At 72.4% G+C, this 24,004-nt stretch carries 21 protein-coding genes; 14 read left to right on the forward strand and 7 right to left on the reverse strand.

Annotation, left to right across the window (positions count from 1 at the left end; all coding sequences use genetic code 11):
• Positions 1–24 precede the first annotated feature (24 nt).
• Positions 25–756 carry a glycosyltransferase family 2 protein gene (locus AC6CQV_RS02605; protein ID WP_498260179.1) on the forward strand — a complete coding sequence of 244 codons (732 nt, stop codon included), beginning with the start codon at positions 25–27 and terminating at the stop codon, positions 754–756.
• Positions 753–1,130 (forward strand): DUF2304 domain-containing protein, encoded by a 378-nt coding sequence (locus AC6CQV_RS02610; protein WP_112932604.1) that lies wholly within the window; start codon positions 753–755, stop codon positions 1,128–1,130. Before AC6CQV_RS02605 ends, AC6CQV_RS02610 begins: the two co-directional genes overlap by 4 nt.
• Here AC6CQV_RS02610 and AC6CQV_RS02615 read toward each other — a convergent pair.
• Complete coding sequence (locus AC6CQV_RS02615; protein ID WP_498260180.1) at positions 1,100–2,590, reverse strand: DUF2142 domain-containing protein; 1,491 nt, start codon at positions 2,588–2,590, stop codon at positions 1,100–1,102. The two genes, AC6CQV_RS02610 and AC6CQV_RS02615, sit on opposite strands and share 31 nt — an antisense overlap.
• Positions 2,591–2,766: 176 nt before the next feature.
• On the opposite strand from AC6CQV_RS02615, the gene AC6CQV_RS02620 reads away from it, so the two are divergent.
• Positions 2,767–3,837 (forward strand): glycosyltransferase family 2 protein, encoded by a 1,071-nt coding sequence (locus AC6CQV_RS02620; RefSeq protein WP_498260181.1) that lies wholly within the window; start codon positions 2,767–2,769, stop codon positions 3,835–3,837.
• Here the strand turns inward: AC6CQV_RS02620 and AC6CQV_RS02625 are convergent.
• Positions 3,818–4,702 carry an alpha-1,2-fucosyltransferase gene (locus AC6CQV_RS02625; RefSeq protein WP_498260182.1) on the reverse strand — a complete coding sequence of 295 codons (885 nt, stop codon included), beginning with the start codon at positions 4,700–4,702 and terminating at the stop codon, positions 3,818–3,820. The genes AC6CQV_RS02620 and AC6CQV_RS02625 overlap by 20 nt on opposite strands.
• Positions 4,686–5,975, reverse strand: coding sequence for a lipopolysaccharide biosynthesis protein (locus AC6CQV_RS02630; RefSeq protein ID WP_498260183.1), 1,290 nt, complete (start codon positions 5,973–5,975; stop codon positions 4,686–4,688). The genes AC6CQV_RS02625 and AC6CQV_RS02630 overlap by 17 nt, the downstream gene beginning before the upstream one ends.
• A gap of 322 nt (positions 5,976–6,297) precedes the next feature.
• Here AC6CQV_RS02630 and AC6CQV_RS02635 point away from each other — a divergent pair, with 322 nt between their 5' ends.
• Positions 6,298–7,389 (forward strand): UDP-N-acetylglucosamine 2-epimerase, encoded by a 1,092-nt coding sequence (locus AC6CQV_RS02635; RefSeq protein ID WP_498260184.1) that lies wholly within the window; start codon positions 6,298–6,300, stop codon positions 7,387–7,389.
• Here the strand turns inward: AC6CQV_RS02635 and AC6CQV_RS02640 are convergent.
• On the reverse strand, positions 7,386–8,390 hold the full coding sequence (locus AC6CQV_RS02640) for a glycosyltransferase family 2 protein (protein WP_498260185.1): 1,005 nt from the start codon (positions 8,388–8,390) through the stop codon (positions 7,386–7,388). The two genes, AC6CQV_RS02635 and AC6CQV_RS02640, sit on opposite strands and share 4 nt — an antisense overlap.
• Before the next feature lie 95 nt (positions 8,391–8,485).
• Here AC6CQV_RS02640 and AC6CQV_RS02645 point away from each other — a divergent pair, with 95 nt between their 5' ends.
• Both AC6CQV_RS02645 and AC6CQV_RS02650 read left to right on the forward strand, forming a co-directional pair.
• Complete coding sequence (locus AC6CQV_RS02645; RefSeq protein WP_498260186.1) at positions 8,486–9,280, forward strand: ABC transporter permease; 795 nt, start codon at positions 8,486–8,488, stop codon at positions 9,278–9,280.
• A complete protein-coding gene (locus AC6CQV_RS02650; protein ID WP_498260187.1) occupies positions 9,280–10,020 on the forward strand; it encodes an ABC transporter ATP-binding protein in 741 nt (246 codons plus the stop codon). The genes AC6CQV_RS02645 and AC6CQV_RS02650 overlap by 1 nt, the downstream gene beginning before the upstream one ends.
• 1 nt (position 10,021) lies before the next feature.
• On the opposite strand, the gene AC6CQV_RS02655 is transcribed toward AC6CQV_RS02650, so the two are convergent.
• Together AC6CQV_RS02655 and AC6CQV_RS02660 are read right to left on the reverse strand one after the other, a co-directional pair.
• Positions 10,022–11,350, reverse strand: a complete 1,329-nt coding sequence (locus AC6CQV_RS02655; protein WP_498260188.1) for an O-antigen ligase family protein — start codon at positions 11,348–11,350, stop codon at positions 10,022–10,024.
• Complete coding sequence (locus AC6CQV_RS02660) at positions 11,347–12,750, reverse strand: O-antigen ligase family protein (protein ID WP_498260189.1); 1,404 nt, start codon at positions 12,748–12,750, stop codon at positions 11,347–11,349. The genes AC6CQV_RS02655 and AC6CQV_RS02660 overlap by 4 nt, the downstream gene beginning before the upstream one ends.
• Before the next feature lie 42 nt (positions 12,751–12,792).
• On the opposite strand from AC6CQV_RS02660, the gene manA reads away from it, so the two are divergent.
• The 4 genes from manA (at position 12,793) to AC6CQV_RS02680 (ending at position 18,773) form a co-directional block, all read left to right on the forward strand.
• The gene (gene manA, locus AC6CQV_RS02665) at positions 12,793–13,956 is read left to right on the forward strand and encodes a mannose-6-phosphate isomerase, class I (RefSeq protein ID WP_498260190.1); all 1,164 of its coding nucleotides are present in this window, start codon (positions 12,793–12,795) and stop codon (positions 13,954–13,956) included.
• 156 nt (positions 13,957–14,112) lie between these two features.
• A complete protein-coding gene (locus AC6CQV_RS02670; protein WP_101306705.1) occupies positions 14,113–14,430 on the forward strand; it encodes a WhiB family transcriptional regulator in 318 nt (105 codons plus the stop codon).
• Between the two features lie 66 nt (positions 14,431–14,496).
• Positions 14,497–17,331: a glycosyltransferase gene (locus tag AC6CQV_RS02675; RefSeq protein ID WP_498260191.1), complete on the forward strand. Its 2,835-nt coding sequence runs from the start codon at positions 14,497–14,499 to the stop codon at positions 17,329–17,331.
• Positions 17,328–18,773, forward strand: coding sequence for a DUF5719 family protein (locus AC6CQV_RS02680; RefSeq protein WP_498260192.1), 1,446 nt, complete (start codon positions 17,328–17,330; stop codon positions 18,771–18,773). The genes AC6CQV_RS02675 and AC6CQV_RS02680 overlap by 4 nt, the downstream gene beginning before the upstream one ends.
• Before the next feature lie 30 nt (positions 18,774–18,803).
• Here the strand turns inward: AC6CQV_RS02680 and AC6CQV_RS02685 are convergent, their stop codons facing one another.
• On the reverse strand, positions 18,804–19,238 hold the full coding sequence (locus AC6CQV_RS02685; protein ID WP_191008927.1) for a metallopeptidase family protein: 435 nt from the start codon (positions 19,236–19,238) through the stop codon (positions 18,804–18,806).
• A gap of 101 nt (positions 19,239–19,339) precedes the next feature.
• On the opposite strand from AC6CQV_RS02685, the gene AC6CQV_RS02690 reads away from it, so the two are divergent.
• From AC6CQV_RS02690 to katG, 4 genes are all read left to right on the forward strand, one after another.
• Positions 19,340–19,546: a DUF3499 family protein gene (locus AC6CQV_RS02690; RefSeq protein WP_005048283.1), complete on the forward strand. Its 207-nt coding sequence runs from the start codon at positions 19,340–19,342 to the stop codon at positions 19,544–19,546.
• Positions 19,547–19,586: 40 nt separating this feature from the next.
• Positions 19,587–21,068 carry an adenosylhomocysteinase gene (gene ahcY / locus AC6CQV_RS02695; RefSeq protein WP_060960925.1) on the forward strand — a complete coding sequence of 494 codons (1,482 nt, stop codon included), beginning with the start codon at positions 19,587–19,589 and terminating at the stop codon, positions 21,066–21,068.
• A gap of 135 nt (positions 21,069–21,203) precedes the next feature.
• Positions 21,204–21,674, forward strand: a complete 471-nt coding sequence (locus AC6CQV_RS02700) for a Fur family transcriptional regulator (protein WP_101306702.1) — start codon at positions 21,204–21,206, stop codon at positions 21,672–21,674.
• Positions 21,671–23,944 carry a catalase/peroxidase HPI gene (gene katG, locus AC6CQV_RS02705; RefSeq protein WP_498260193.1) on the forward strand — a complete coding sequence of 758 codons (2,274 nt, stop codon included), beginning with the start codon at positions 21,671–21,673 and terminating at the stop codon, positions 23,942–23,944. The genes AC6CQV_RS02700 and katG overlap by 4 nt, the downstream gene beginning before the upstream one ends.
• Positions 23,945–24,004 lie beyond the last annotated feature (60 nt).

Consider the following 24,004-nt stretch of genomic DNA (forward strand, 5'->3'; position numbering starts at 1 on the left):
CGGGCTCGAAGCTAGGATCGTTCCATGCCCTCCTTGCCCGCTCGTGTGCTGGTCGTCGTGCCCGCATACAACGAAGAGGAGGCGGTGGGCGGTGTGATCGCGGAGATCACGGCGGCACTGCCGCAGGCGACGTGCCTCGTCGTCGACGACGGCTCGTCGGACGCGACGGCCGAGGTCGCCGCCGCCGCCGGGGCGTCGGTCGCCCGTCTTCCGTTCAACCTCGGGGTGGGCGGGGCGATGCGCCTCGGCTTCAAGTACGCGCAGGAGCGCGGCTACGCGGCCGTCGTCCAGATCGACGCCGACGGTCAGCACGACCCGCGCGCCGTGCCCGCGCTGCTGGAGCGCCTGGCGGATGCCGACGTCGTGATCGGTGCGCGCTTCGCCGGTGAGGGCGAGTACCAGGTGCACTGGTTGCGGAGGTGGGCGATGCGCTCCATCGCCGCCGTGCTGAGCAGATCGGCCGGCGCCCGCCTGACCGACGCCACCTCGGGGTTCAAAGCGTGCGGGCCCCGCGCCATCGCCCTGTTCGCCGAGAACATGCCCGCGGAGTATCTCGGCGACACCGTCGAGGCGCTCGTCATCGCCGCGCGTGCCGGATGCCGCATCACGCAGGTTCCGGTGGTCATGCGCGCGCGCATGGGAGGCAAGCCGTCGCACAACCCGCTGCTCGCCGCGGTCTATCTGCTGCGGGCCTTCGTCGCCCTGGGCTTCGCCTACGTGCGCCCGGCGCCCCGGTTCACACAAGGAGCGGCATGAGCACCACCGCGTACATCCTCGGTGTCGTCGCCGCGGTGATCACCTTCGGCGTCGTCGTCGAGTTGCTCCGCCGACGCCGTCTGCGCGAGAGGCACGCCATCTGGTGGCTGCTCGCGGCCTCCCTGGCGCTCATCGCCGGCCTCTTCCCCGACATCCTCGTGTGGGCCACGTCGCTGGCCGGGGTCGTGCTGCCCACGAACCTCATCTTCTTCGTCAGCATCGCCGTGCTGTTCCTCGTCTGCATCCAGAACAGTGCGGAGCTCACCGGGCTGGAGTCCGAGACGCGCGCGCTCGCCGAACGCGCCGCGCTGCAGGAGCTGCGCATCGTCGAGCTCGAGAAGGCTCAGGCGCGGGGCACCACCGACGAGGCCTGAATCGCCTCTGCGTCCTCACGGGCGCTCCACGCGGCGCGGACGAGGATCCCCGCGAGCACGGCCGTCGCGACGGTGCCCAGCGCCCACACGCCCAACGGCGTGATCGGTGCGTTCCACCACCACTCGACCGCGAGGTCGAGGTTGAATCCCGGCACATCCACGCCCGTGACGTAGCGCCGCAGGTTCACGTGCAGCGCCACGCTGTTGGCCACGGTGAGACCGGCCGCGACCACCAGCAGCTGCGTCCGGTTCAGCCCGAGGCCGGGGCGCGGGAAGCCGATGACCACCACGCCCGCGAACAGGATGATGAGGGGGTAGATGTACCGCGGCTGCACGTACTGGCCGACGATGACGCCGTCGTGGAGCAGGATGAACATCGGGACGACCACCAGGCTGGCGGCGACCCCGGCTGTGACGATCCACTTGCGGACGTCGCCTCGGCGCAGCGCCCAGAAGCACACCGCCGAGAACATCGCGATCGTCGTCACCCACACGCTGCCGGGCATCGTCGTGTCCAGCCAGCCGAGACCCCACGTCCCGAACACCCCCGCCCAGAGCTCCGGCAGCAGCTTCAGGTCCAGGAATGCGAGCTGGTGCAGTGCCAGGGGGGCGTCGGTGCTGGCCGTCGATGCCGAGACGATCGCCGACTGTCCGCTCGTGAAGAAGAACGCGACCGCGACCGCGGTGAGCGCCACCGGAAGAATGGCCGACAGCAGGAAGCGGCGGCTGCGCTCGAAGCCGAGCACGGTGCCGACGATCATCGCGAGCACGCCGTAGACGGCCGCATCGCTGCGCGCCCCCGCCCCCATCACCAGGAACGTCACCGCGAGCGCGCCGAGCAGTATCCGGCGCGTGAGCCGCCGTTCGACGAAGTAGCCCCAGGTCGCGACCCAGAGGCCCGTGGCCGACAGGATCGCCCACGTGCTCGGATTGATGCTCGGGATGAGGAACGCGCCGAGCGGGACGATGGTCAGCGCCGCCCCCCAGATCATCGGCGGCCTCAGGCGCCTCGGGAGGAGGAAGAACAGCGCGGTGAGGAGGCCGACGTAGAGGACCGCGTTGAGGCTGCGCAGGATGAGCACGGACAGCCCGACGTCATCGGGGACGATGAACATCCGCATGACGCTGTAGAACACCGGCGGGTAGGCCTCGCCGGCCCAGTTGGCCTGATCCGTCTCGACCATGCGCGCGTCGTCGACGACGCACGCGGCCGACTGGTCCGGATGCCGGCGGAAGCAGAGCGATGCCTCGGCGATGTCGGCGCGCACCGAGCGGTACTGAGGTGCGGAGCCCTCTTCGCACACCCCGGGGACGATGCCGTCCGCACACCAGATGCTCGCGAGATGGTAGTGCTCGTCCGGGCTCGAGCCCTGCGGCGAGGACACGCCCCAGGTCAGCAGTGAGACGAGCAGGGCCAGGGGGGCGACGATCAGTGCGATGGCGCGGCGGCGTTGCGACACGGCGGGTCTCCTCAGGTGTGGTGGCTCGCAGGGCGGAACGCGTTCAGACGGGCGCGGGTATCGTGGAGCCGTGATCCGCGCCGACGACCATGTTATCGCCACGCGATTCGACGAACCCTCCGGTGCGCGCTCCGTGCCCTCCCGAACGACGCCTTCGGCGATGACGGGGGGCACGGGTGAGTGACGCGGACCCGCAGATCAGCGTCGTGATCCCCGCCTATCAATCCGCGCCCTACCTCGCGGACACGCTGACGGCGCTCGGGGTCGCCGTGTCGCGTGCGGGGGTGCGCGCCGAGGTGATCGTGGTCGACGACGGATCGACGGACGACACGGCGGCCGTCGTCGCCGACGCGGCGGAACGATTCCCCGGAGAGGTGCGTCTGCGACGGCAGAGCAACCGCGGTCGTTTCCTGGCGCGGTGGCTGGGCCTGTCGACGGCGCGCGCGCCCCTGGTGCTGCTTCTCGACTCGCGGGTCCTGATCGGGGCCGATGCGCTGTCCTCCGTCCTGGCGGCGCGTCGTGAGGCGCCGGCGGGCATCGCCTGGAACGCGCACGTGGTCACCGACCCGTCGGTGCCGTTGATCGGCCTGTTCTGGGAGGCTCCGACGTACGCGTTCTGGGGCCGGTATCTGCGGCGGCCACGGCAGTTCGACCTCACGCCCGAGAACTTCGACGCCGCCCCGAAGGGGACCACGATGTTCCTCGCGGAGATCGGCGCACTCCGGGAGGCGTTCGAGTACGCCTGGCCGGAGGCCGATGCGCGGCTGGTGTCGGACGACACCAAGGTGCTGCGCCACCTGGCGGGGACGGCGGGCATCCGCATCGACCCCGCGTTCCGGGCCCTGTACCGGCCGCGCACCAGCGTTCGCCGCTTCGTCCGGCACACCTTCGACCGGGGGACCCTGTTCGTCGACAGCTACGCGGGCACGACGCCCGCGCGCAGCATCGTGCTGGTGGCCTTCGCGATCTCACCGGTGGTGGTCGGGGCCCTGCTCGTGCTCTTCGGCGCGGCCGGTGCGGCCGCGCTCGCGGGCATCGCCGTCCTCGGCGTCGGCGGTCTGCTGTCCGTCGCCGCCCGCAACGGCTGTCCGCCCCGTGGGCTGCTGGCTTTCGTGTGCTGGCTGCCGGTGTTCGCGCCGACGTTCTGGGCCGGCGTCGTCCGCGGCGTGGTCCTGCATCGGCGGGCGTTCCGCCGGGCGCGCGGCGCGACCCCGGCCGCATCCGACCTCAGCGGGCGTCGAGGGTGATCCAGTCGGGGTCGAGCAGGTCGGCTTTCGCTGTTCCGCCCCGCGTCCACGGGCGCGGCGCGACCACCGGCGTGTCGGCGCCGAAGCGGCGACGCATGAGCTCCGCCCCCCACCAGCTGAAGCTCGAGTTGCTCATGATCATCGCGCGGCCGGCGGACATGGCGCGCAGGCTCGCCCACGTTCCGAGCAGGCCCTCCTCGACGAACTCGAAGTCGCCGGCCACGCCCCGAAGCTCGTCCTTGACGAGCGCGACCGAGTCGGAGAACACCCGCACCGGCAGGTCGACGCCCAGCGCGCGCAGCGTGCGGATGGCCCGGACCGCGTAGGCCACGGAGGCGATGAACTGCCGGTCGGGAGACACCGCCAGATAGTCGCCGCGACGCAGGTGGAGGGAGATCGCCGGTTCCGCGAGGATCCGTGCGACCTCGGCCGACTCCCGAGGCTCCTCGTCGATGGCGAGGATGGCATCGCTCAGCTCGTCGCGGATCGAGGGGAAGTAGCGCGGCGACTGGAAGTAGCCGATCAGGGTGGTGCCGGGACGCACCTGCTCGATCGAGGGCGTGTAGGCGTCGCCGTCGCGCTCGAGGAAGACCCGTCCCCACGGCCGGCGGGGCAGGGGGAGCACGCGCTCCCGATTCACGCGGACGGACCGCCAGGGCGACTGCTCCGGCGCCAGCGAGATCGCGGGGTGGGTGAAGGCGTCGAGACCGTAGGCGAACGTGCCGCCGACGGCGTAGTGGGAGCGGTCCAGATAGACCGGCACGTCGAGCCGGCGCGCCTGCTCCCACGCCGCCGCCAGGATGAAGATCTGGTTTCCCAGTCCTCCCATCACGTAACCCGTGATCCCGTCACGACGCACGACCATGGCTGTTCCTTTCGTTGCGCTCGGCCCGCCGGGCCCCGGTGCTGTCGATCACGAGGAAGGCGACGAGGGCCGCGGCGCCGATGGCCCCGAGCCAGGTGAGCATGAGCGGGATGTCGGGTGCGACCACCATGAAGGCGATCGACTGCACGATGACGGCGGCGACGAGGGCGAGCGCGCCTCCCATCGACGCCGTGGACGTCATCTTGATCAGCATCCCCTGAGCAGCCATCCAGGGGAGGTAGGCCAGGCAGACGGGGACGAGGAGGTCTCCGGCGAGGGTGAACTCGGTTCCGTACAGCGTGTGGATGATCCACGGGCCGAGCAGCGCGAAGACGAGCGTCATCGCCAGACTCGTGCCGATCGACAGCGCCAGTGTCACCAGCACGCCGAGACGGGACAGGCGCCGGTCGTCCTGAACGCGGATGAAGCGGGGGAGCAGGTAGAGCGACAGGGTCGACGGGACCAGGAATCCCGCCTTCACGAGCACCGTCGCCGCGGCATACGATCCGGCCACCGCGGTGGCGTCCGCCGCCCGCAGGAACAGGATGTCGGACGACGTGAGCCACGCGAACGCCACCGTCAGCACCACGATCGCCGCGCCGCTGCGGGAGAACACGCCGCCGATCGGGCGGGCGATCCCGCGCGCCGACCACGCGGCGCCGACCACGGAGATCGCCGTCGCGCAGACGACGGCTCCGACCGCACCGCCGAGTCCCCAGCCCAGCAGGACGCCGACGCCGAGGATGGCCAGGCGCAGCAGGAGTGAGGCGGTGGACCACCACACCGCCTGAGAGACCCGCCCCGCGCCTTGGAGCAGGCCGAGCGCGTCGGCGAAGAAGAAGCTCAGCGGGATGGACACGGCCGCGGCGAGGATCATCGCCGAAGAGCTCCCGAGGGATGCCGCCAGCGTCGGCGCCGCGGCCGCGACGGCTGCCCCTGCGGCGATTCCGAGGATGAGGGCGTCGCGGGGGATGCGCCGACGGCTCACGGGGTTCGGGGTCTCCCGCATCAGAGACGCCGTCTGGACGGCGGTGATGTTCTGCAGCGACGAGCTCCCGATCGCCGCCGTCCCGACCACGGCGAGGAACGCCGACAGCAGGCCGAAATCCGTCGGCGCCAGATAGCGGGCGCTCGCCACCTGGAAGACGAACGAGGCGATGACGCCGAAAACGCTGGCGAGAGCGACCTCGGAGAGCCCGCGAGCGTGTGCGCGCACGTGCCCTCGCGACGCCGCCTCGCGGGGGGAGACGCGATCGAGAGGATGCTCTGACATTCGGCGCGCCTCAATGCTCTGATGGTGGGTCTGATGCCTCGCGCGCTCCGGGGAACGTCGCCCTGCGGCGAGCACGTGCACGGCGGGTCAGTCTACCAACCGCGGGCTCGGACCCTCCGCATCCGCGGCCCCGCCGGGCTCTCCCCTAGGATCGATGGCGTGGCCCGTCGTCGCACGGCGCCACTCCTCGCCTACTCCGGAGTGCTCAGATGCGTGACAAGCTGCCCAGCGACGTCGCGCGCCCGAGGCCCCGTCGCAGAGCCGAGGTGTTCGATGAGTGTCGCCCTCCCGGCGGATCCCCGATGACAGTGGAGGCGGTCGCGTGATCATTTTCGTCTACGGCACGACGGCGGAAGCCATCAAGCTCGCGCCGGTCATGCGCCGGCTCCAGGAGCGCGGCGTGCCCTTCGAGCAATGGGTGACGCAGCAGCACACGGAGGCGTTGCGCACCGCGATCCCGCAGCTCGGACTGCCGACGCCCGATCGCGTGATCGCCGACGGCTGGCGTGGCCGCCCGCTGACCTCGCCTCTTCAGATGGTCGGGTGGATGGGGACGGTCGCCGCCTGGACGCTGCGCAATCTGAGGTCCGAACGGCGCCGGCACCGGCGCCACGGCGTGGTCGTCGTGCACGGCGACACGGTGACCACGGTCCTGGGCACCGTCATCGGTCGCCTCCTCGGCCTGCCGGTCGCCCATGTCGAGGCGGGTCTTCGTTCCGGAGACTGGCGGCACCCGTTCCCGGAGGAGCTCGATCGGCGCATCGTGGGGCGGCTCGCGTCGGTCCACTACGCGCCCAGCGACCAGGCGGTCGCGAATCTGCGCGGCCGGAGGAACGTCGTGGCGACGCACGGCAACACGGTTCGCGATGCGGTGCGCGATGCGGCGAGCTCCGCCCCCGCGCCGGAGCTCCGCGACCGAGGACTGGTCCTGCTGCACCGCTACGAGTTCATCTCTCAGCCGACGTTGGTGCTCGACACCCTGCGGCTCCTCGACGCGCACTCGCCCGTGCCCCTCGACATCATCGTCGACTCCTACTCGCGCGAGACGGTGGCGTCGACGATCGCCGACGCCGGGCTTTCGCGCCTGACGGTCGCGCCGAAGCTCGAGCACAGCGCGTTCGTCGCGCTCCTGCAGTCCGCGCGGTTCATCGTCACCGACTCCGGCGGCATCCAGGAGGAGGCGGCCGTGCACGGCGTGCCGACGCTGATCCACCGCAGGGCGACCGAGCGTTCGGACGGCCTGGGGTCCAGCGCCGTGCTGTCGGGCTGGAACCCGGACGTCGTGCGCGCCTTCCTGGGCGATCCCGACCGGTTCCGGGTCGTCGACCCGCCCTTCGGCGCGTCTCCGTCGGACATCGTCGTCGCCGACCTCATCGAACGCGGGTTCGGCTCTTCGCCGAACGCGGAGGGCTAGCTCGACGGCCTTCCCGCCGCGACCAGCGGCGGCATCGGCTTCCAGTCGGCGTCCCGCGCGATCTTCCTGCCGTCGCGCAACCCACGGAACAGGTTCGAGGTCCCCCGGACGGTGCGCTCCACGAAGAGGAGCCGGATGAGCTCCTTGCCGAACGTGAGCGCGGTGCCGGCGCCGAACAGCACCGGGTTGTAGACCCCGAGGCTGCGGTAGTAGCGCTTGATGATGGCGCGGTTGCGCATGATGTAGTAGCGGTACGCGTTGCTCGACGCGTTCATGTGCCGGATGCCCATGTCCCACTGCTTGATCTCGCGGGTGCGGCGGAGCACGAACTCGTTGACGATGACCGACGTCGTCACCCGCGACGCGAGCCAGCCGTAGGTCTGGTCGTCCCAGTAGATGAAGAAGCGCGGGTCGGGCAGGCCGATCCGCTCGACGATGTCGCGATGGATGAACATGCCCTCGAAGCAGCCGGAGTTCATCTCCTTGTAGCCCGAGTCGTCGAAGCCGCTGGGCGCGAACGGGATCGGGATGGCCAGCGGCTCCGCCACGCGGTACTGCCAGTAGAACTCGCTGCCGTCGAAGTCGTAGCGCCGCCCCTGGATCGACTTGAAGCGCGGCGCCCACGCCCCCATCCTCGCCAGGCCGTCGGGCAGCACCTCGACGTCGTCGTCCATGAGCCAGATCCAGGTCGATCCGAGCTCGTACGCGACGCGCATCCCCTCGCTGAACCCGCCCGAGCCGCCGGTGTTCTCGTCGAGCCGGCGGTACACGAGCTCGGTGCCCAGGCGGTCGCGGAACGACTCGACGACGGCGGTGGTGTCGTCGCTCGACGCGTTGTCGACGATGACGACATGGCCCGGTTTCGGGTCCATCGCGGTGATGCTCTCGAGCAGCCTCGTCAGCAGTCCGGAACGGTTGAAGGTGACGATCGCGATCGTCGCGCTGGCGGGCGTGAACGTGTCGTTCGGGGCCGCGTCGTGGCGCGAAGGAGTGGAGGCCATGGCCTCACGAGTCTACCCCGGTGCGCTCTGCGCCCCCTGTGCGGGGCGGCACAGGCCCACCCGCGTGCGCGCGCTCACCTCCTAGACTCGGACGCGTGACCACCGCCGTCGTCGGCGCCGCCGGCTCCCCGCGGCGTTACCTGCACTCGCTGTGGCTGCTGTCGGCTCGCGACCTGCGCGTGCGCTACGCGACCAGCGCCCTCGGCTACCTGTGGTCGGTGCTGGATCCGCTCGTGATGAGCGCGATCTACTGGTTCGTCTTCACCCAGGTGTTCCACCGGGGGGACATCGGCGCCCAGCCGTACATCGTGTTCCTCCTGTCGGGCCTGCTGCCGTGGGTGTGGTTCAACGCGGCGGTCGGCGACCTCACCCGCGCCTTCAACAAGGACGCGCGCCTCGTGCGCTCGACCGCGATCCCGCGCTCGATCTGGGTCAACCGCATCGTGCTCAGCAAGGGCGTCGAGTTCGTCTTCTCGCTGCCCGTGCTCGTGCTGTTCGCGGTCTTCTCGGGGGCGACCGTGGGCTGGGGGCTGCTCCTGTTCCCGGTGGCCGTCGCGCTGCAGGCGATCCTGCTGGTCGGGCTCGGTCTGCTCGTCGCGCCGCTGTGCGTCCTCTGGGGCGACCTGGAGCGCACGACCCGGCTGATCCTGCGGGCCCTGTTCTACGCCTCGCCGATCATCTACGGCGTGAACGACCTTCCCGGGATCTTCCGCGACCTGGCGCTGCTCAACCCGCTGTCGGGCATCTTCACCCTGTACCGCGTGGGTCTGTTCCCCGGCGAGGCGGACGTCATGGCCGTGCTGGTCGCGGCCGTCCTCAGCCTCGGCATCCTCGCCCTCGGCGTCGTCGTCTTCCGGCGCCTGGAGCCCGCCGTGCTGAAGGAGCTGTGATGGGCGAGGACATCGCGATCCGCGTCGACGGCCTGGGGGTGCGCTTCCGCCGCAACCGCCGCGGTCGCCGCAGCCTGAAGGACCTCTTCGCGGGCTCGGCGCGGCGCAGCCGGCCGGGCGAGTTCTGGGCCCTGCGGGGCGTTTCCTTCGACGTCCGCCGCGGCGAGGCGATCGGCGTCGTCGGCCGCAACGGGCAGGGCAAGTCGACGCTGCTCAAACTCGTCGCCGGGGTGCTGCTCCCCGACGAGGGGTCCGTCCGGGTCGAGGGGGGAGTGGCGCCGCTCATCGAGATCACCGGCGGTTTCGTGGGCGATCTCACCGTGCGGGAGAACGTGCGGCTGATGGCCGGGCTGCACGGCATGTCGAAGGCGGAGACCTCGCGCCGCTTCGACGACATCATCGCCTTCGCCGAGATCGGCGACTTCGTCGACATGCCCTACAAGCACCTCTCGAACGGCATGAAGGTGCGGCTGGCGTTCTCGGTGGTGTCGCAGCTGGACGAGCCCACGCTCCTCGTGGACGAGGTGCTCGCCGTCGGCGACAAGGCGTTCCGGGAGAAGTGCTACCGCCGCATCGACGAGCTCCTCGCCGACGGGCGCACGCTCTTCTTCGTCAGCCACAACGAGCGGGACCTGCGTCGGTTCTGCACGCGCGGCCTCTACCTCGACAACGGCGTTCTCGTGATGGATGCCGCGATCGGCGACGTCCTCGACGCGTACAACGCCGACCACGCGGGCTGAGCTACCCCGCCTCGGGCAGCCCCGCGGTGGGAGCGGCGCCGACGCGCAGCCGGTCGCGCCACGACCGCGATTGTCCCGCGCGCACGGCGCACAGGCACAGGAGCATCCACCCGAAGCCGACGAGCGCGATGGACTCGAAGATGCTCGTGACCGCCAGGGTCACCACGATCAGCGGCGTCCAGGCGTGCACGATCGACCGGCGCCGGCTGGCGACGCTCCACGATCTCACGAGGGCTACGCCGCCGAGCAGGCACAGCAACAGCACCCCCACCCAGCCGAGCTGCACCAGCGCGTCGACGTAGGCGTTGAGGGCGCTGGAGTGGTGCTGGGCCAGCAGCTGGTTGATGGTCAGGAACGGCTGGCCGGAGCGGTCCCACGGCCCGAACCAGCCCCAGCCCAGCACGGGGCGCAGCTGCACGAAGAACTCCGCGAGCGACCACAGGCGCGTGCGCATGTCGAGGTCGTCGGTCGCTCCCAGGGCATCGAGCAGGCGGGTGCGCTGCGCGTATCCGACGAGCGCGGCCACCACGACGACGATCGCCAGCGACCACTGCACGGCGGCGCGCCGGGCGGGCGGCACGGTGCGCACGAGCGTGAGCGCCCCGGTGGCCGCACCGACCGCGACGGCCAGCACGAGCACCGTGGGGGAGGCCGAGAGGATGCCGAGCGCGGCGGCGAGGGCGAGCGATCCGACGCCGACACCGGTGCGCACCGAATGCGTGCGCAGCTCCACGGCGAAGGTGACCATCGCGACGACCGCCACGAAGCCGAGCATGTTGCGGGTGCCGAAGATCCCCTGCACCGGCCCGAGCGCGGCGATGTTTCCCTGGATGCCGAGGAAACGCAGCGGCATGTCGAGCAGGAGCCCCGAGAGGATCTCGAGGCCGAGCGACAGGCCGAGCGCGACGCGCAGGACGTCGCCGAGCGCGCGGACCGTCTGGAGCGGGTCGCGCACGTGGCCGATCGTCACCGCGATCAGCGCGATCGCCGCCATCGCGAGCCAGCGGGCGAGGCTGCCGAGCGGGTCGGTGCTCCAGAAGACGCTCGCGAACGCCCAGGTGACCCACAGCAGCACGGTGAGGGGGACCAGGCGCAGCGGCGTCAGCTCCTCGCGACGGGCGATGAGGATGCCGATCGCGAGGGCGCACAGCCCGGCGATGACGCTGCGGAGGGTGACGACGCCGGCGAGCCGTGCGATCAGGTGCGAACCGACCAGGGTGGCGACGGCGGCGAGCGTGTACGCCCGCGCCAGATCCGCCGAAGCGAGCAGGCGCTGCAGGGGGCTGCCGGCGCCGAGCAGCGACCCGTCGCCGCGCCCGGCGCGCGTCATCGCGGCATCCGCTCCGGCTCGCCCTGTTCGCCGACCAGGCGCTGCTCGGAGGCGCCTCGGCCGAGCAGCGGCGCCTGTTTGATCTTGAAGGCGAGCATGACGACGAACAGCCAGCCCCAGCCGAGGAGCGGCCCCGACTCGGCCAGGCCCTGCACCAGCAGCACCGCACCGACCAGGGTCGGCAGGAGGGTGACCGGAGAGTAGGGGCGGTCGGCGACGAGATCCCAGCGCGGGCGGTCGACGGCGAAGAACCACGACCGCCACACGTAGGCGAAGAAGGTCAGGGCGATGAGGGCGAGCCCGACGGCGCCGAGCTGGAAGAACACGTCGAGCCACATGTTGTGGGCCTGCATCACGGTCTGGCCGTGGTCGACGATCCATCCGTCGAACGCGGGGTCGTCGGGCAGCCAGGGCGTGGCGAAGCCCCAGCCCACGACGGGGCGCTCGACCGCCTTCGCCCCGACGATCGACCAGATGCCCTCCCGGCCGGTCAGGTCGGACGAGCGGCCCAGCACCGAGAACACCCGTTCGCGGCCGACCCAGAGCGCGACCAGTCCGCCGACGGCCACGACGGCGTAGACGAGGTAGTAGCGTGTGCGCTCGCCGGCGCGGCGGGTGGTGCGCATCGCGAGCACGGTGAGCAGGACCACCACGACGGCGCCGGCGGCGAGCCAGGCGGTCGCCGATCCCGCGCGCACGAACAGGTAGGCCGCGAGGGCGAACCAGGCGACGAGCAGCGAGCGTCGGGGGGCGCGCGTGGCGAAACGGATCGCGAACACGATCATGCCGAGCAGGGCGACGTAGGCGAGGGGGTTGGCGTTGCCGAAGACGCCCTGGATGCGGCCCCCGTCGAAGAGGTTGTCGCGCGACCAGTAGACGATCGGATCGGCGACCGGCCCGTCGGGCCGCACGAACTGCGGCAGGATCGGGCCGCCCCACACGAGCGAGACCCAGAGCTCGAACACGATCGACAGCCCCAGCACCCATTTCAGGGCCGACGCGATCGCGCGGACGAGTTCGCGCCAGGTGAGCACGGCGCCGACGAACATCGCCTGCAGCGTCGTGATCAGCAGGAGCAGCAGCGTGACGGCCGTCGTGGTCGGATGCGCGCTCCACAGGAGCGAGGCGATCGCCCAGATGACGTAGCCCATCGCGAACCACGGGAGCCGGCGCCACTGCACGGGCGGGCGGAGCAGGGCCCACAGCACCGCGGAGACCACTCCGGTCGCGATCGCCACGACCGCCGCGCCGGGCGCCCCGAGCAGCATCAGCCACGACGTGCCCGCGAGCGCCGCGGCGATCACGAAGATGCACCAGCCCCGCAGCAGCAGATGGGCCGTCGTCGCGCGCACCGGCGCGGTCGGCGGCGCGGCGACGGGGTGCGTGGTGAAGACGGCCATGGTGTGATCAGGCTATCGCGGCGGCGGTTCTAGGCTGGGGGCATGCTGACGCCGATCTCCAACGAGCCGCGCGACTACTCCTGGGGCTCCACGACCCTGATCGCGGGACTGGAGGGGCGTCCGCCGACGGGGGCTCCGGAGGCCGAGATCTGGTACGGCGACCACCCCGGCTGCCCGTCGCGGACGCCGGACGGACGCACGCTCGACGTCGCCCTCGCCGAGGCCGGGCGCCCGCCGCTGCCGTTCCTGCTGAAACTGCTGGCCGCGGCATCCTCGCTGTCGATCCAGGCGCACCCCACGCGGGACCAGGCGCGGGAGGGCTTCGCGCGGGAGGAGGGCGCCGGAGTCCCGCGCGACGCAGCGGAGCGTCTGTACCGCGACGACAACCACAAGCCCGAGATCATCGTCGCGCTGAGCGAGCGGTTCCGCGCCCTCGTGGGACTGCGTCCGCTCGCCGAGACCCGACGGCTGCTGGACGCCCTGGACGCGCCTTCGGCGAGCGGCGCCGTCGCCGAGATCCGCGAACGGCTCGGCGACGCCGACACCGGCGTCGACGCCCGGTCCGCGCTGCGGGGCACGCTCGCGTGGGCCCTCGACGAGGCGGATGCCGCGATCGTCGCCGACCTGACCGCCGCCCTCGGCCGTGCCGACAGCGCCGAGTTCTCCGACGAGATCGCCGTGCTGCGTGCGGCCGCCGCGGATTTCCCGGGAGATCCCGGTCTGATCGTCGCCCTCCTCATGAACCTCGTCACGCTGCGGCGCGGGGAGGGGCTGTTCGCGCCCGCCGGCGTCCTGCACGCCTACCAGTCGGGTCTCGGCGTGGAGCTGATGGCCGCGAGCGACAACGTCATGCGCGGCGGTCTGACCCCTAAGCACGTCGACGTGCCCGAACTGATGCGCGTCGTGGACGTCACCCCCGGACCCGCCCCCGTCGTGCACCCCCGCGCCGTCGGCGACGGCGTGGTCGACTACGACACACCGGTCGACGACTTCGCCCTGTCCTGCGTGAGCGTCGCCCCCGGCGCCGACGCACGCCTGACGCTGCGTGGCCCCGCGATCGCCCTGTGCACGCGGGGCGAGGTCGTCGTCTCGGCATCCGGCCATGAGGTCGCCCTCCGCCCCGGGGCCGCCGTGCACGTCGCCGACGAAGGGGTCATCGCCGTCGCCGGATCCGGTGAGATCTTCCTCGCTCAGCCCGGGGCGTGAGCCCGCGACATCGCGCGCGACACGCCGATACGTCGAGATGAAGGTTCAATCCCTCATTGAGGGTTTACGATCTGCGACTTGACCACGGCGAATGACAAGGGTGTAATTATTCCCAACACGCGCATCGGCGCATCGGGAAAACGTGGGGAGAACGATATGACGGGTTACCGCTCCGGCGTCCCCGACAACTGGTTCGTCGACCCGGTCAATCTCGGCGTGCCGGGCGTGCGCCGGGCCGCGGCGACCGACGAGGACACCGCCCTCGCCTGGCAGGCCGACGCCCTGTGCGCCCAGACCGATCCCGAGGCGTTCTTCCCGGAGAAGGGCGGCTCGACGCGAGACGCCAAACGCATCTGCACCTCGTGCGACGTGCGCGGGGAGTGCCTCGAGTACGCCCTGCAGAACGATGAGCGCTTCGGTATCTGGGGCGGGCTGAGCGAGCGCGAGCGCCGCAAGCTCAAGCGCCGCGCCTGACGAGTTCCCGAGACTCGCGGGCGACGTGCGCGGGCCCGAGCCGTCCGCGCCTAGGCTGACGACGTCATGCCCGCCCGAGTTCACGCACTGCTGGTCGTGCGCCCCGATGCGCGCGTGGCCACCGACATCCGCCTCGAACGCGTCCTGTCCGCGCTCGCGGCGCAGTCGCGCCCCGTGGACAGGCTCACGATCGTGCTCTGCGGCGTGCACGCCGGCGACCGTGAACTGCAGCGCATCGCGGGGGAGTCGGGCGCCGAAGGGGTCATCACAGCCGATCGCGGCACCTCCTTCGCCGACGCCCTCGATCTGGCCAGCCGCCGACTCGACGGGGAGGCGGTGTGGATCCTCGCCCAAGACACCACCCCCGCGCCCGACGCCCTCATGCGCCTTCTCGGTGCGCTCGAGACCTCGTCGTCGGTCGCCTTCGCCGCCCCGAAGCTCGTGCGCGCCGACGACAACGACCGCATCGTCTCCCTCGGCGTCTCCCTGACCCACGGGGGGCGCACGGTCGGGCTCGCCGACGGCGAGCACGACCAGGGTCAGCACGACGCGGGCGACGACGTCCTCGGCGCCGATGTCCGCGGCATCCTCGTGCGCACCGACGCCTGGCGGGCGCTGGGCGGACTCGACACCGCGCTCGCCGGCGCGGACGAGGGCCTCGACCTCGGCGTCCGCGCCCGGCTGCGCGGCGGGCGCGTCGTGCTCGCACCGCAGGCGATCGTCGCGATCGCCGACGCCGATCGCAGCGACCCGCCGGCGCTCGGCGACCGCTTCGAGCCGGAGGGCGTGCGCCGCGCCTACGCCCAGCGCACCGCACAGCTGCACCGCCGCCTCGCCTACGCCCCGGCGGCCGCGGTCCCGCTGCACTGGCTGTCGTACCTCCCGCTGGCCCTGCTGCGGTCGGTGGCGCTGCTGCTGGGCAAACGCCCCGCGCTCATCGGCCCCGAGTGGGGGGCCACCGTCACGGTGATGGCCCGCCCGGGTGCGGTCGCCCGGGCGCGACGCGGCATCCGGGCCGGGCGCAGCGTCTCGTGGGCGCAGCTCGCGCCGCTGCGGATCACCCGCGCCGAACTGCGCCAACGCCTCGACGACGACGTGGTGGACGGTGCCGCGCGCGGGGAACTGCGCTTCTTCTCGGGCGGCGGGGCCTGGATCGTGCTGGGCGCGCTCCTGGTCTCCGTGCTCGCCTTCCTCTCGCTGCTGGCGTGGCCGGTGCTCGGCGGGGGAGCGCTCGTCCCGCTGCGGGCGACGGTCGCGCAGCTGTGGGCGGATGCCGCGTCGGGACTGCGTCCGCTCGGCTGGGACACCAGCGGTCCGGCGGATCCGTTCAGTGCGGTCATCGCCGTGCTCGGCTCGCTGTGGCCCGCGGCGCCCTCGCGCGTCCTCGTCGTCGTGTGGGTGCTGGCGCTGCCGCTGGCGGCGCTCGGGGCGTGGTTCGCGGCGACCCGCGTCACGGAGCGCCCCCTCGCGCGCGCCCTCGTCGCCGTCGGCTACGCGCTGGCGCCGAGCCTGCTGGGGGCGCTCGCCACCGGTCGGCCCACCGTCGTGATCGCGCACCTGCTGCTGCCGTGGCTGCTGTGGACCGCCGCCGTCGCGCACCGCTCATGGAGCGCGGCCGGCATGGGGTCGGTCATCGCGGTCGCCGTCCTGGCCTGCGCGCCCTCGCTGGCCCCCGCCGTCGTGCTGCTGTGGGTCGTGGCCATCGTGCTCACGGCGAGCCTCGGACGAGGCCGCGGCATCGCCCGCGTCATCTGGCTCCTCGTGCCCGCGGTGGCCGTCTGGGCGCCGATGGTCTGGCATCGCCTGGACACGGGCGACCCGTGGGCCCTCCTGGCCGACCCCGGCGTCCCCCTCGCGAGCGGCGAGCAGGTCGACCTCGCGCGCCGCATCGCGATCGCCTTCGGATTCCCGACGACCGACGGCGCGGGCTGGGATCAGCTCGTCGCCGGGATCGGACCGTGGGCGCTGCTGCTGGTCGTCCCGCTGCTGGGTCTCGCCGTCGCCGCACCGCTCCTGTCGCGGGTCGTGCCGGCGGCCGTCGCGCTCGTCGTGGCCGTCAGTGCCCTCGCGACCGCGATGGCCGTCATCGGCATCGAGGTCACCACGGATGCGTCCGTGGGCATCGCCGTGTGGCCCGGGGCGGCGTTGAGCCTGTACTGGCTGGCGCTGCTGGGCGCGGCGGCGCTCGCCGTCGATGCGATCCCCGACGCCGCCCGGGTGCGGATGCCGCTGGCGGTCCTGGCCATGGCCGCGCTCGCCGTCAGCGCCGTGCCCGCCCTCACCGCGCTTCCCCGGGGGACCTCCGCCCTCACCGACGGGCCGAGCAGCACGCTGCCCGCCTACGTGGAGGCGGAGGGCCGCGCCGGGCTCGGCAACGCGACGTTCGTGTTGACACCGGCATCCGACGGCGCCGTCGTCACCGACGTCGTGTGGGGCGAGACCTCGGCCCTCGGCGGACAGACGACGCTCCGCTCGGCGCGCCGGGGCCCCGACGCCGGCGACGCCGAGGCGGCGCGACTGACCGCCGAGCTGCTCGCCGCGCCCTCGGGGAGCGCCGTGGCCGACCTCGCCGCCCACGGCGTGGCCTTCGTCCTGCTCAGCGGCGGCGGTGACGGCGAGAGCGACGTCGCACGGGCCGTGCGCATCGGGGCGGAGACGGCGCTGGACCAGCGCGACGACCTCGAGATCGTCGGCGACACGGGCCGCGGCAAGCTGTGGCGCGTCACCGGCACGGTCGTCGATCGGCAGCAGACCGGCGGCACCGCCGGTGCGGAGGTCGCCGTCCTCCAGATCGGAGTGATCGTCATCGCGCTCCTGCTGGCGCTTCCGACGCGGCGCTCGCTCCGCCTGAACCGGCGTCGCCCGCGCACCGTCGGTCTCGAACGAGGAGGGGCAGCGTGAGCGACGGAGTCTCCCACGCCCGCGGTCCGCGCGGCATCGCCGGCGTGCGGCTGGCCGTCGGCGGCGCCGTCGCCGCGGTCGCGATCGCCGCGGCCGTCGCCCTCGTCGTCACGCCGCTGCCGACCCTCGCGCGCGAGGCCGTCACGGTCACGGCGCACACCCCCGCATCCGCCTCCGTCGCGACGTGCGTGGGACCGATCCTCGCCACGGGGCGCGACGCGTCGATCGCCTCCCAGCTCACGGATGCCGCACCCGCCGCCGTCACCTCCGCCGCCGCCTCCGCGGGCACGCCCGCTGCGGCGACCACCTCGACGCTGCTCACCCCCGATGTCACGGGGGGAACCGGCCCGACGACGCTTCGCGCCGCCCCGGTCGGCGGGGAGCCGACCGACATCGCGGCCGCCTCGGCCGCCCGGGCGGCCGCCGAGGACCTCAGCGGGTTCGCCGCCGCGGCGTGCGCCCGCCCGGAGATGGAGTCGTGGCTCGTCGCGGGCTCCGCCGCGACGGGGGCGTCGGATCTCGTCGTGCTCTCCAACCCCGGCGCGGTCGCGGCGCGGGTCGCCGTCACCGTCTACGGCGCCGACGGCGGCGCCGTGCCCGTGGCGGGCAACGGCATCGTGGTTCCCGCCGGCACGCAGCGCGTCATCCCGCTCGCCTCGCTGGCCATCGGCGAGGAGAACCCCGTCCTGCGGATCACCTCGTCCCAGGCGCCGGTCCGTGCCGCGCTGCAGGCGAGCCTCACGCGCGTGCTCGTCGCCGGCGGCGTCGACCAGGTGGGCGCCGCCGCCGTGCCGGACACCGATCTCGTCATCCCGGGCGTCCCGGTCGTCACGACCCAGGGCGGCGCGGGCGAGAGCAACGTGCCCACCGCGCTGCGGCTTCTGTCGCCGGGCAGCGACGCTCAGGCGACGGTGACCGTCTTCCAGGGCGCGACGCAGGTGGGCACCGCGCAGACCGTGCCGTTGACGGCGGGTGTGCCGCTGAAGCTCGACCTCGGCGGCCTCGCCACCGGCACCTACGCCGTGCGCGTGAGCGCGACGGCCCCGGTCACCGGCGCGGTGTGGGCGACCTCGGGGTTCGGCGCCGGGAGCGACTTCGGCTGGTTCGTCGCGGCCGAGGAGATCTCGGCTCCCGCCCTCGTCGCGGTCGCCGCCGGCGGGTCCGGCGCGCCGGAGCCCACGCTGACGCTCGCCTCCTCCGACGGGCGGGCGACGACCGTGGTGCTGACCGCGGCGGCCGGCGCGGGCACGGCGACGGATGTGACGGTGCCGGCGTCGGGGGCGGTGACGGTCCCCGTCCGCCCCGGAGAGGTCTACCGCGTCGATCCCGGCACGGGCGCCGTGCGCGCGGGCGTGACCTACGCGGGGGCGTCGGCTCTCGCGGGCTATCCGGTGGCGCCGAGCGCGGCGGCGGCGTCGGCGGTCACGGTGTATCCCCGCTGAGCCCGCTGAGGGCCGCCGCCGGCGGCGCGCTCAGAAGTAGCGGAAGCGCTCGGGGCCGAGGTCCCACGGATCGCGGTCGAGGTACTCCGCGGCCGCACGGAAGACGCAGCTCTCGATCGCCATCCGCCGGTGCAGGTCGTCCTCGCGGTGCAGCGACCCGAGACGCTCGATCGGCAGCCGGTAGAGCACGATGCGCCGGTCGCCCGTCGACACCGTCCAGCGCGGGATGCCGTCGGCGTCGGGCGCCGGAGGCATCGCCGCGACCTCGAAGGCGACGTCGCGCAGCTCGGGCCAGGCGCTGCGCAGGAACTCCGCCGCCGTGCCCACGATGAAGTCGAAGCGTTCCTCCCGGGTCTCCTGCGCGGGCAGGGGCGGGCGGACGACGGGGCTGCGGTCCTCGCGGCCGTGGCGGCCGTGGCGCGAGGCGCGCACGCGCGGGGCACTGCTCGCGCGCCGCCTCATCATGGTCCGAGTCTAGGTTAGGGTGCGCCGATCGGCCGGGCCGATCGCCCCGCGGCGGCGCGGCATCCGCTCGGGGAGCACCGCGGACGGGTACCGTGAGGGCGATGCGTACCCGACTGTGCTCGAAGGTGGGCTGTGCCCGCGAGGCTGTGACGACCCTGACCTACGACTACGGCGACCAGATGGCGGCGCTCGGCCCCCTCGGCGCGGCGACCGACCCGCACGCGCACGACCTCTGCGCGATCCACACCGATCGGCTGTCCGTGCCGAAGGGCTGGGTCGTCGTGCGCCACGAGACGCTGCGGGTCTGACGCACAGCCGTCCCCGGGCGTGGGGTGCGAGAATGGTCGGATGCCGACCACTGCCGCCCCCGCCCGCCTCCACGACTTCGTCGTCGCCGATCTGAGCCTCGCCGAGGCCGGTCGTCACCAGCTCCGCCTCGCCGAGAACGAGATGCCCGGGCTCATGGCACTGCGCGAGGAGTACGGGCCCTCGCAGCCCCTCGCCGGCGCCCGCATCGCGGGCTCGCTGCACATGACCGTGCAGACCGCCGTGCTCATCGAGACGCTCGTCGCGCTCGGAGCGCAGGTGCGCTGGGCGAGCTGCAACATCTTCTCCACGCAGGACGAGGCCGCCGCCGCGGTCGCCGTCGGCCCCACGGGCACCGTGGACGAGCCCGCCGGGGTTCCCGTCTTCGCGTTCAAGGGCGAGACGCTCGAGGAGTACTGGCAGCTGGCCGACCGCATCTTCGACTGGTCGGCGGAGGGCTTCGACGGCCCCAACCTCATCCTGGACGACGGCGGCGACGCGACGCTCCTCGTGCACAAGGGCGTCGAGTTCGAGGCGGCCGGCGCGGTGCCCGCGGCATCCGAGAACGACTCCCTCGAGTACCGCATCGTGCTCGACACGCTGCGCGCCAGTCTCGCCCGCGACCCGCAGCGCTTCACCCGCATGGCGTCGCAGATCGTCGGCGTCACCGAGGAGACCACGACCGGCGTGCACCGCCTGTACGAGCTCGCCGCCGCCGGGAAGCTCCTGTTCCCGGGCATCAACGTCAACGACTCGGTCACCAAGAGCAAGTTCGACAACAAGTACGGCATCCGTCACTCGCTGCCCGACGGGCTCAACCGCGGCACCGACGTGCTGATCGGCGGCAAGGTCGCGTTCGTCGTGGGCTACGGCGACGTGGGCAAGGGCGCGGCCGAGGCCCTGCGGGGTCAGGGCGCGCGCGTCATCATCGGCGAGGTCGACCCGATCTGCGCGCTGCAGGCGGCGATGGACGGCTTCCAGGTCGCCCGGCTCGAGTCCGTCGTCGGCGACGTCGACATCCTCATCACCGGCACCGGCAACACCCGCGTCGTGACCGTCGAGCACCTCACGAAGCTGAAGCACCTCGCGATCGTCGGCAACGTCGGCCACTTCGACGACGAGATCGACATGGCCGGTCTGGAGGCGCTGCCGGGCGTCGAGAAGATCGAGATCAAGCCCCAGGTGCACGAGTACCGGCTGCCGGCGGCCGCCGACGGCGCGCCCCGCAGCATCCTGGTGATGAGCGAGGGGCGCCTGATGAACCTCGGCAACGCGACCGGGCATCCCTCGTTCGTCATGAGCGCGTCGTTCACCAACCAGGTGCTCGCCCAGATCGAGCTGTACACGAAGCCCGAGCTGTACCCCGTCGGCGTGTACGTGCTGCCGAAGATCCTCGACGAGAAGGTCGCGCGCCTGCACCTGGCCGCCCTGGGCGTGGAGCTCACGGAGCTGACCCCCGAGCAGGCCGCCTACATCGGCGTGCCCGTCGAGGGTCCCTACAAGCTCGAGCACTACCGCTACTGAGACGCGCCCTCCGCGTCTTCGCAACGCCGTCCCCGCCACCGGGGGCGGCGTTGCGGCGTTCGGGGCGCGGGCGTGACGGCCTATGGATCACCCGTGAGTAATTTTGACTTTGTCAAAATTGGGTAGGGTGGAGACATGACCGAGATCGACACCCCGCACGGCGAGGCGGCGGCCCCGGCCGCGCTGCGGGCGGCCGGACTCAAGGTCACCGAGTCGCGGACGGCCGTCTACGACGCCCTGCGCGACATGCCGCACGCGAGCGCCGACGACGTCTTCCTGCGGATCGTCCAGCGGATGCCGCGGACGAGCCGCCAGTCCGTGTACAACGCGCTGGGCGATTTCGTCGACGCCGGGCTGGTCCGCCGCATCGAGCCCGCCGGGCGCCCCATGCTGTTCGAGCTGCGGGTGCGCGACAACCACCACCACCTCGTGTGCACCTCCTGCGGCACGGTCGTCGATGTGGACTGCGCCATCGGCGCCGCGCCCTGTCTGCAACCGTCCGACGCGCACGGCTTCACCCTCACCACGGCGGAGGTCACGTACTGGGGGCTCTGCCCGTCGTGCGCGGCCGCCGCCGGACCCACCCCAACGGAAGGAACACCATGACCGACCACGACCCGACCACCGCCGGTATCGGCGCTGACGCGACCGAGATCGACCAGTCCCTCACCGTCAGCGACACCGACGAGGCGCGCGCGGAGGAGGCGGCGACCTGCCCGGTCATCCATGCGCAGCCGCATCCCACCAGCGGCTCGGCGAACCGGGTGTGGTGGCCGAACCAGCTCAACCTCAAGATCCTCGCGAAGAACCCGAGCGTCCGTAACCCCCTGGATGACGACTTCGACTACGCGGCGGCCTTCGAGTCGCTCGACCTCGCCGCCGTCAAGGCGGACATCGCGGAGCTCCTCACCACGAGCCAGGACTGGTGGCCCGCCGACTTCGGCCACTACGGGCCCCTCATGATCCGCATGGCCTGGCACTCCGCCGGCACCTACCGCGTGACGGACGGCCGCGGCGGCGGGGGAGCGGGACAGCAGCGCTTCGCTCCGCTGAACAGCTGGCCCGACAACGTCAACCTCGACAAGGCCCGGCGCCTGCTCTGGCCCGTCAAGAAGAAGTACGGGCAGTCGATCTCCTGGGCCGACCTCATGATCCTGGCCGGCAACGTCGCGCTCGAGTCGATGGGCTTCCGCACCTTCGGCTACGCCGGCGGACGCACCGACGTGTGGGAGCCGGACGACGACGTGTACTGGGGCCCCGAGACCACGTGGCTCGGCGACGAGCGCTACTCGGGCGACCGCGAGCTCGAGAAGCCTCTCGCGGCCGTGCAGATGGGCCTCATCTACGTCAACCCCGAGGGGCCCAACGGCAACCCCGACCCGCTCGCCTCGGCCCGCGACATCCGCGAGACGTTCGCCCGGATGGCGATGGACGACGAGGAGACCGTGGCCCTCATCGCCGGCGGCCACACCTTCGGCAAGACGCACGGCGCCGCCCCCGACGCCAACCTCGAGGACAACCCCGAGGCCGCGGGGCTGGAGATGCAGGGCCTCGGGTGGAAGAACAACCACGCCACCGGCCGCGGCGACGACACGATCACGTCGGGCCTCGAGGTGACGTGGACCTACCACCCGACCCGGTGGGACAACGAGTTCTTCCACATCCTCTACGCGTACGAGTGGGAGCTCATGAAGAGCCCGGCCGGCGCGCACCAGTGGCGGCCGACGGGCGGCCACGGCGCCGACATGGTGCCGCTCGCCCACAGCGACGGCAAGCGCGAGCCCCGCATGCTCACCAGCGACCTCGCGCTGCGCGTGGACCCCGCCTACGACAAGATCTCGCGCAGGTTCAAGGACGACCCGGACGCCTTCGCCGACGCGTTCGCGCGCGCCTGGTTCAAGCTGACGCATCGCGACATGGGTCCGGTCGCCCGCTACCTGGGCGCCGAGGTCCCCGGCGAGGAACTGCTGTGGCAGGACCCCGTCCCGGCGCCGACCGGCGCCCCGCTCGGGGCCGACCAGGTCGCCGACCTCAAGGCTCGGGTGCTCGCCTCCGGCCTCACGGTGTCAGAGCTGGTCGCCACGACGTGGGCCGCGGCATCCTCCTTCCGCGGCAGCGACAAGCGCGGCGGCGTCAACGGCGCCCGCATCCGCCTCGCCCCGCAGAAGGACTGGGAGGTCAACAACCCCGCGCAGCTGCACCGCGTCCTGGGCGTGCTCGGGGGCATCGCGGCCGACGCCGCACAGGCGGGCATCGAGGTCTCCCTCGCCGATCTGATCGTCATCGCGGGCAACGCGGCGGTCGAGAAGGCGGCCGCCGACGCGGGCGTGGACGTGGAGATCCCGTTCCACGCGGGGCGCACCGACGCGTCGCAGGAGCAGACCGACGTCGAGTCCTTCGGCTACCTGGAGCCCGCGGCCGACGGGTTCCGCAACTACCAGGGTCCGCTGGCGGCGATGCCCGCCGAGTACCACCTCCTCGACAAGGCGAACCTGCTCACGCTCACGGCGCCGGAGATGACGGTCCTCGTCGGCGGTCTGCGCGTGCTCGGGGCCAACTGGGACGGCTCGCCCTACGGCGTGTTCACCGACCGCGTCGGCGTGCTGACGAACGACTACTTCGTCACGCTGCTCGATCTCGGCACGACCTGGAAGCCGCTGGATCCCGGAGCCCACGCGTTCGCCGGGACGAAGGACGGCAGCGGCGAGAAGGTCGGCGTCGGCACCCGCGTCGACCTGCTGTTCAGCTCGAACTCCGAGCTGCGCGCGCTGGCCGAGGTGTACGCCTCGGACGACGCCACCGAGAAGTTCGTGCGCGACTTCGCCGCCGCGTGGGGCAAGGTCACCGAGCTGGACCGGTTCGACCTGCACCGCTGACCGCGCTGCGCGGCTGCCGGGCCCTCTCCGATCGGAGGGGGCCCGGTTCGGCGTGGAGGG

It is taken from the genome of Microbacterium sp. EG9, from assembly GCF_059759475.1.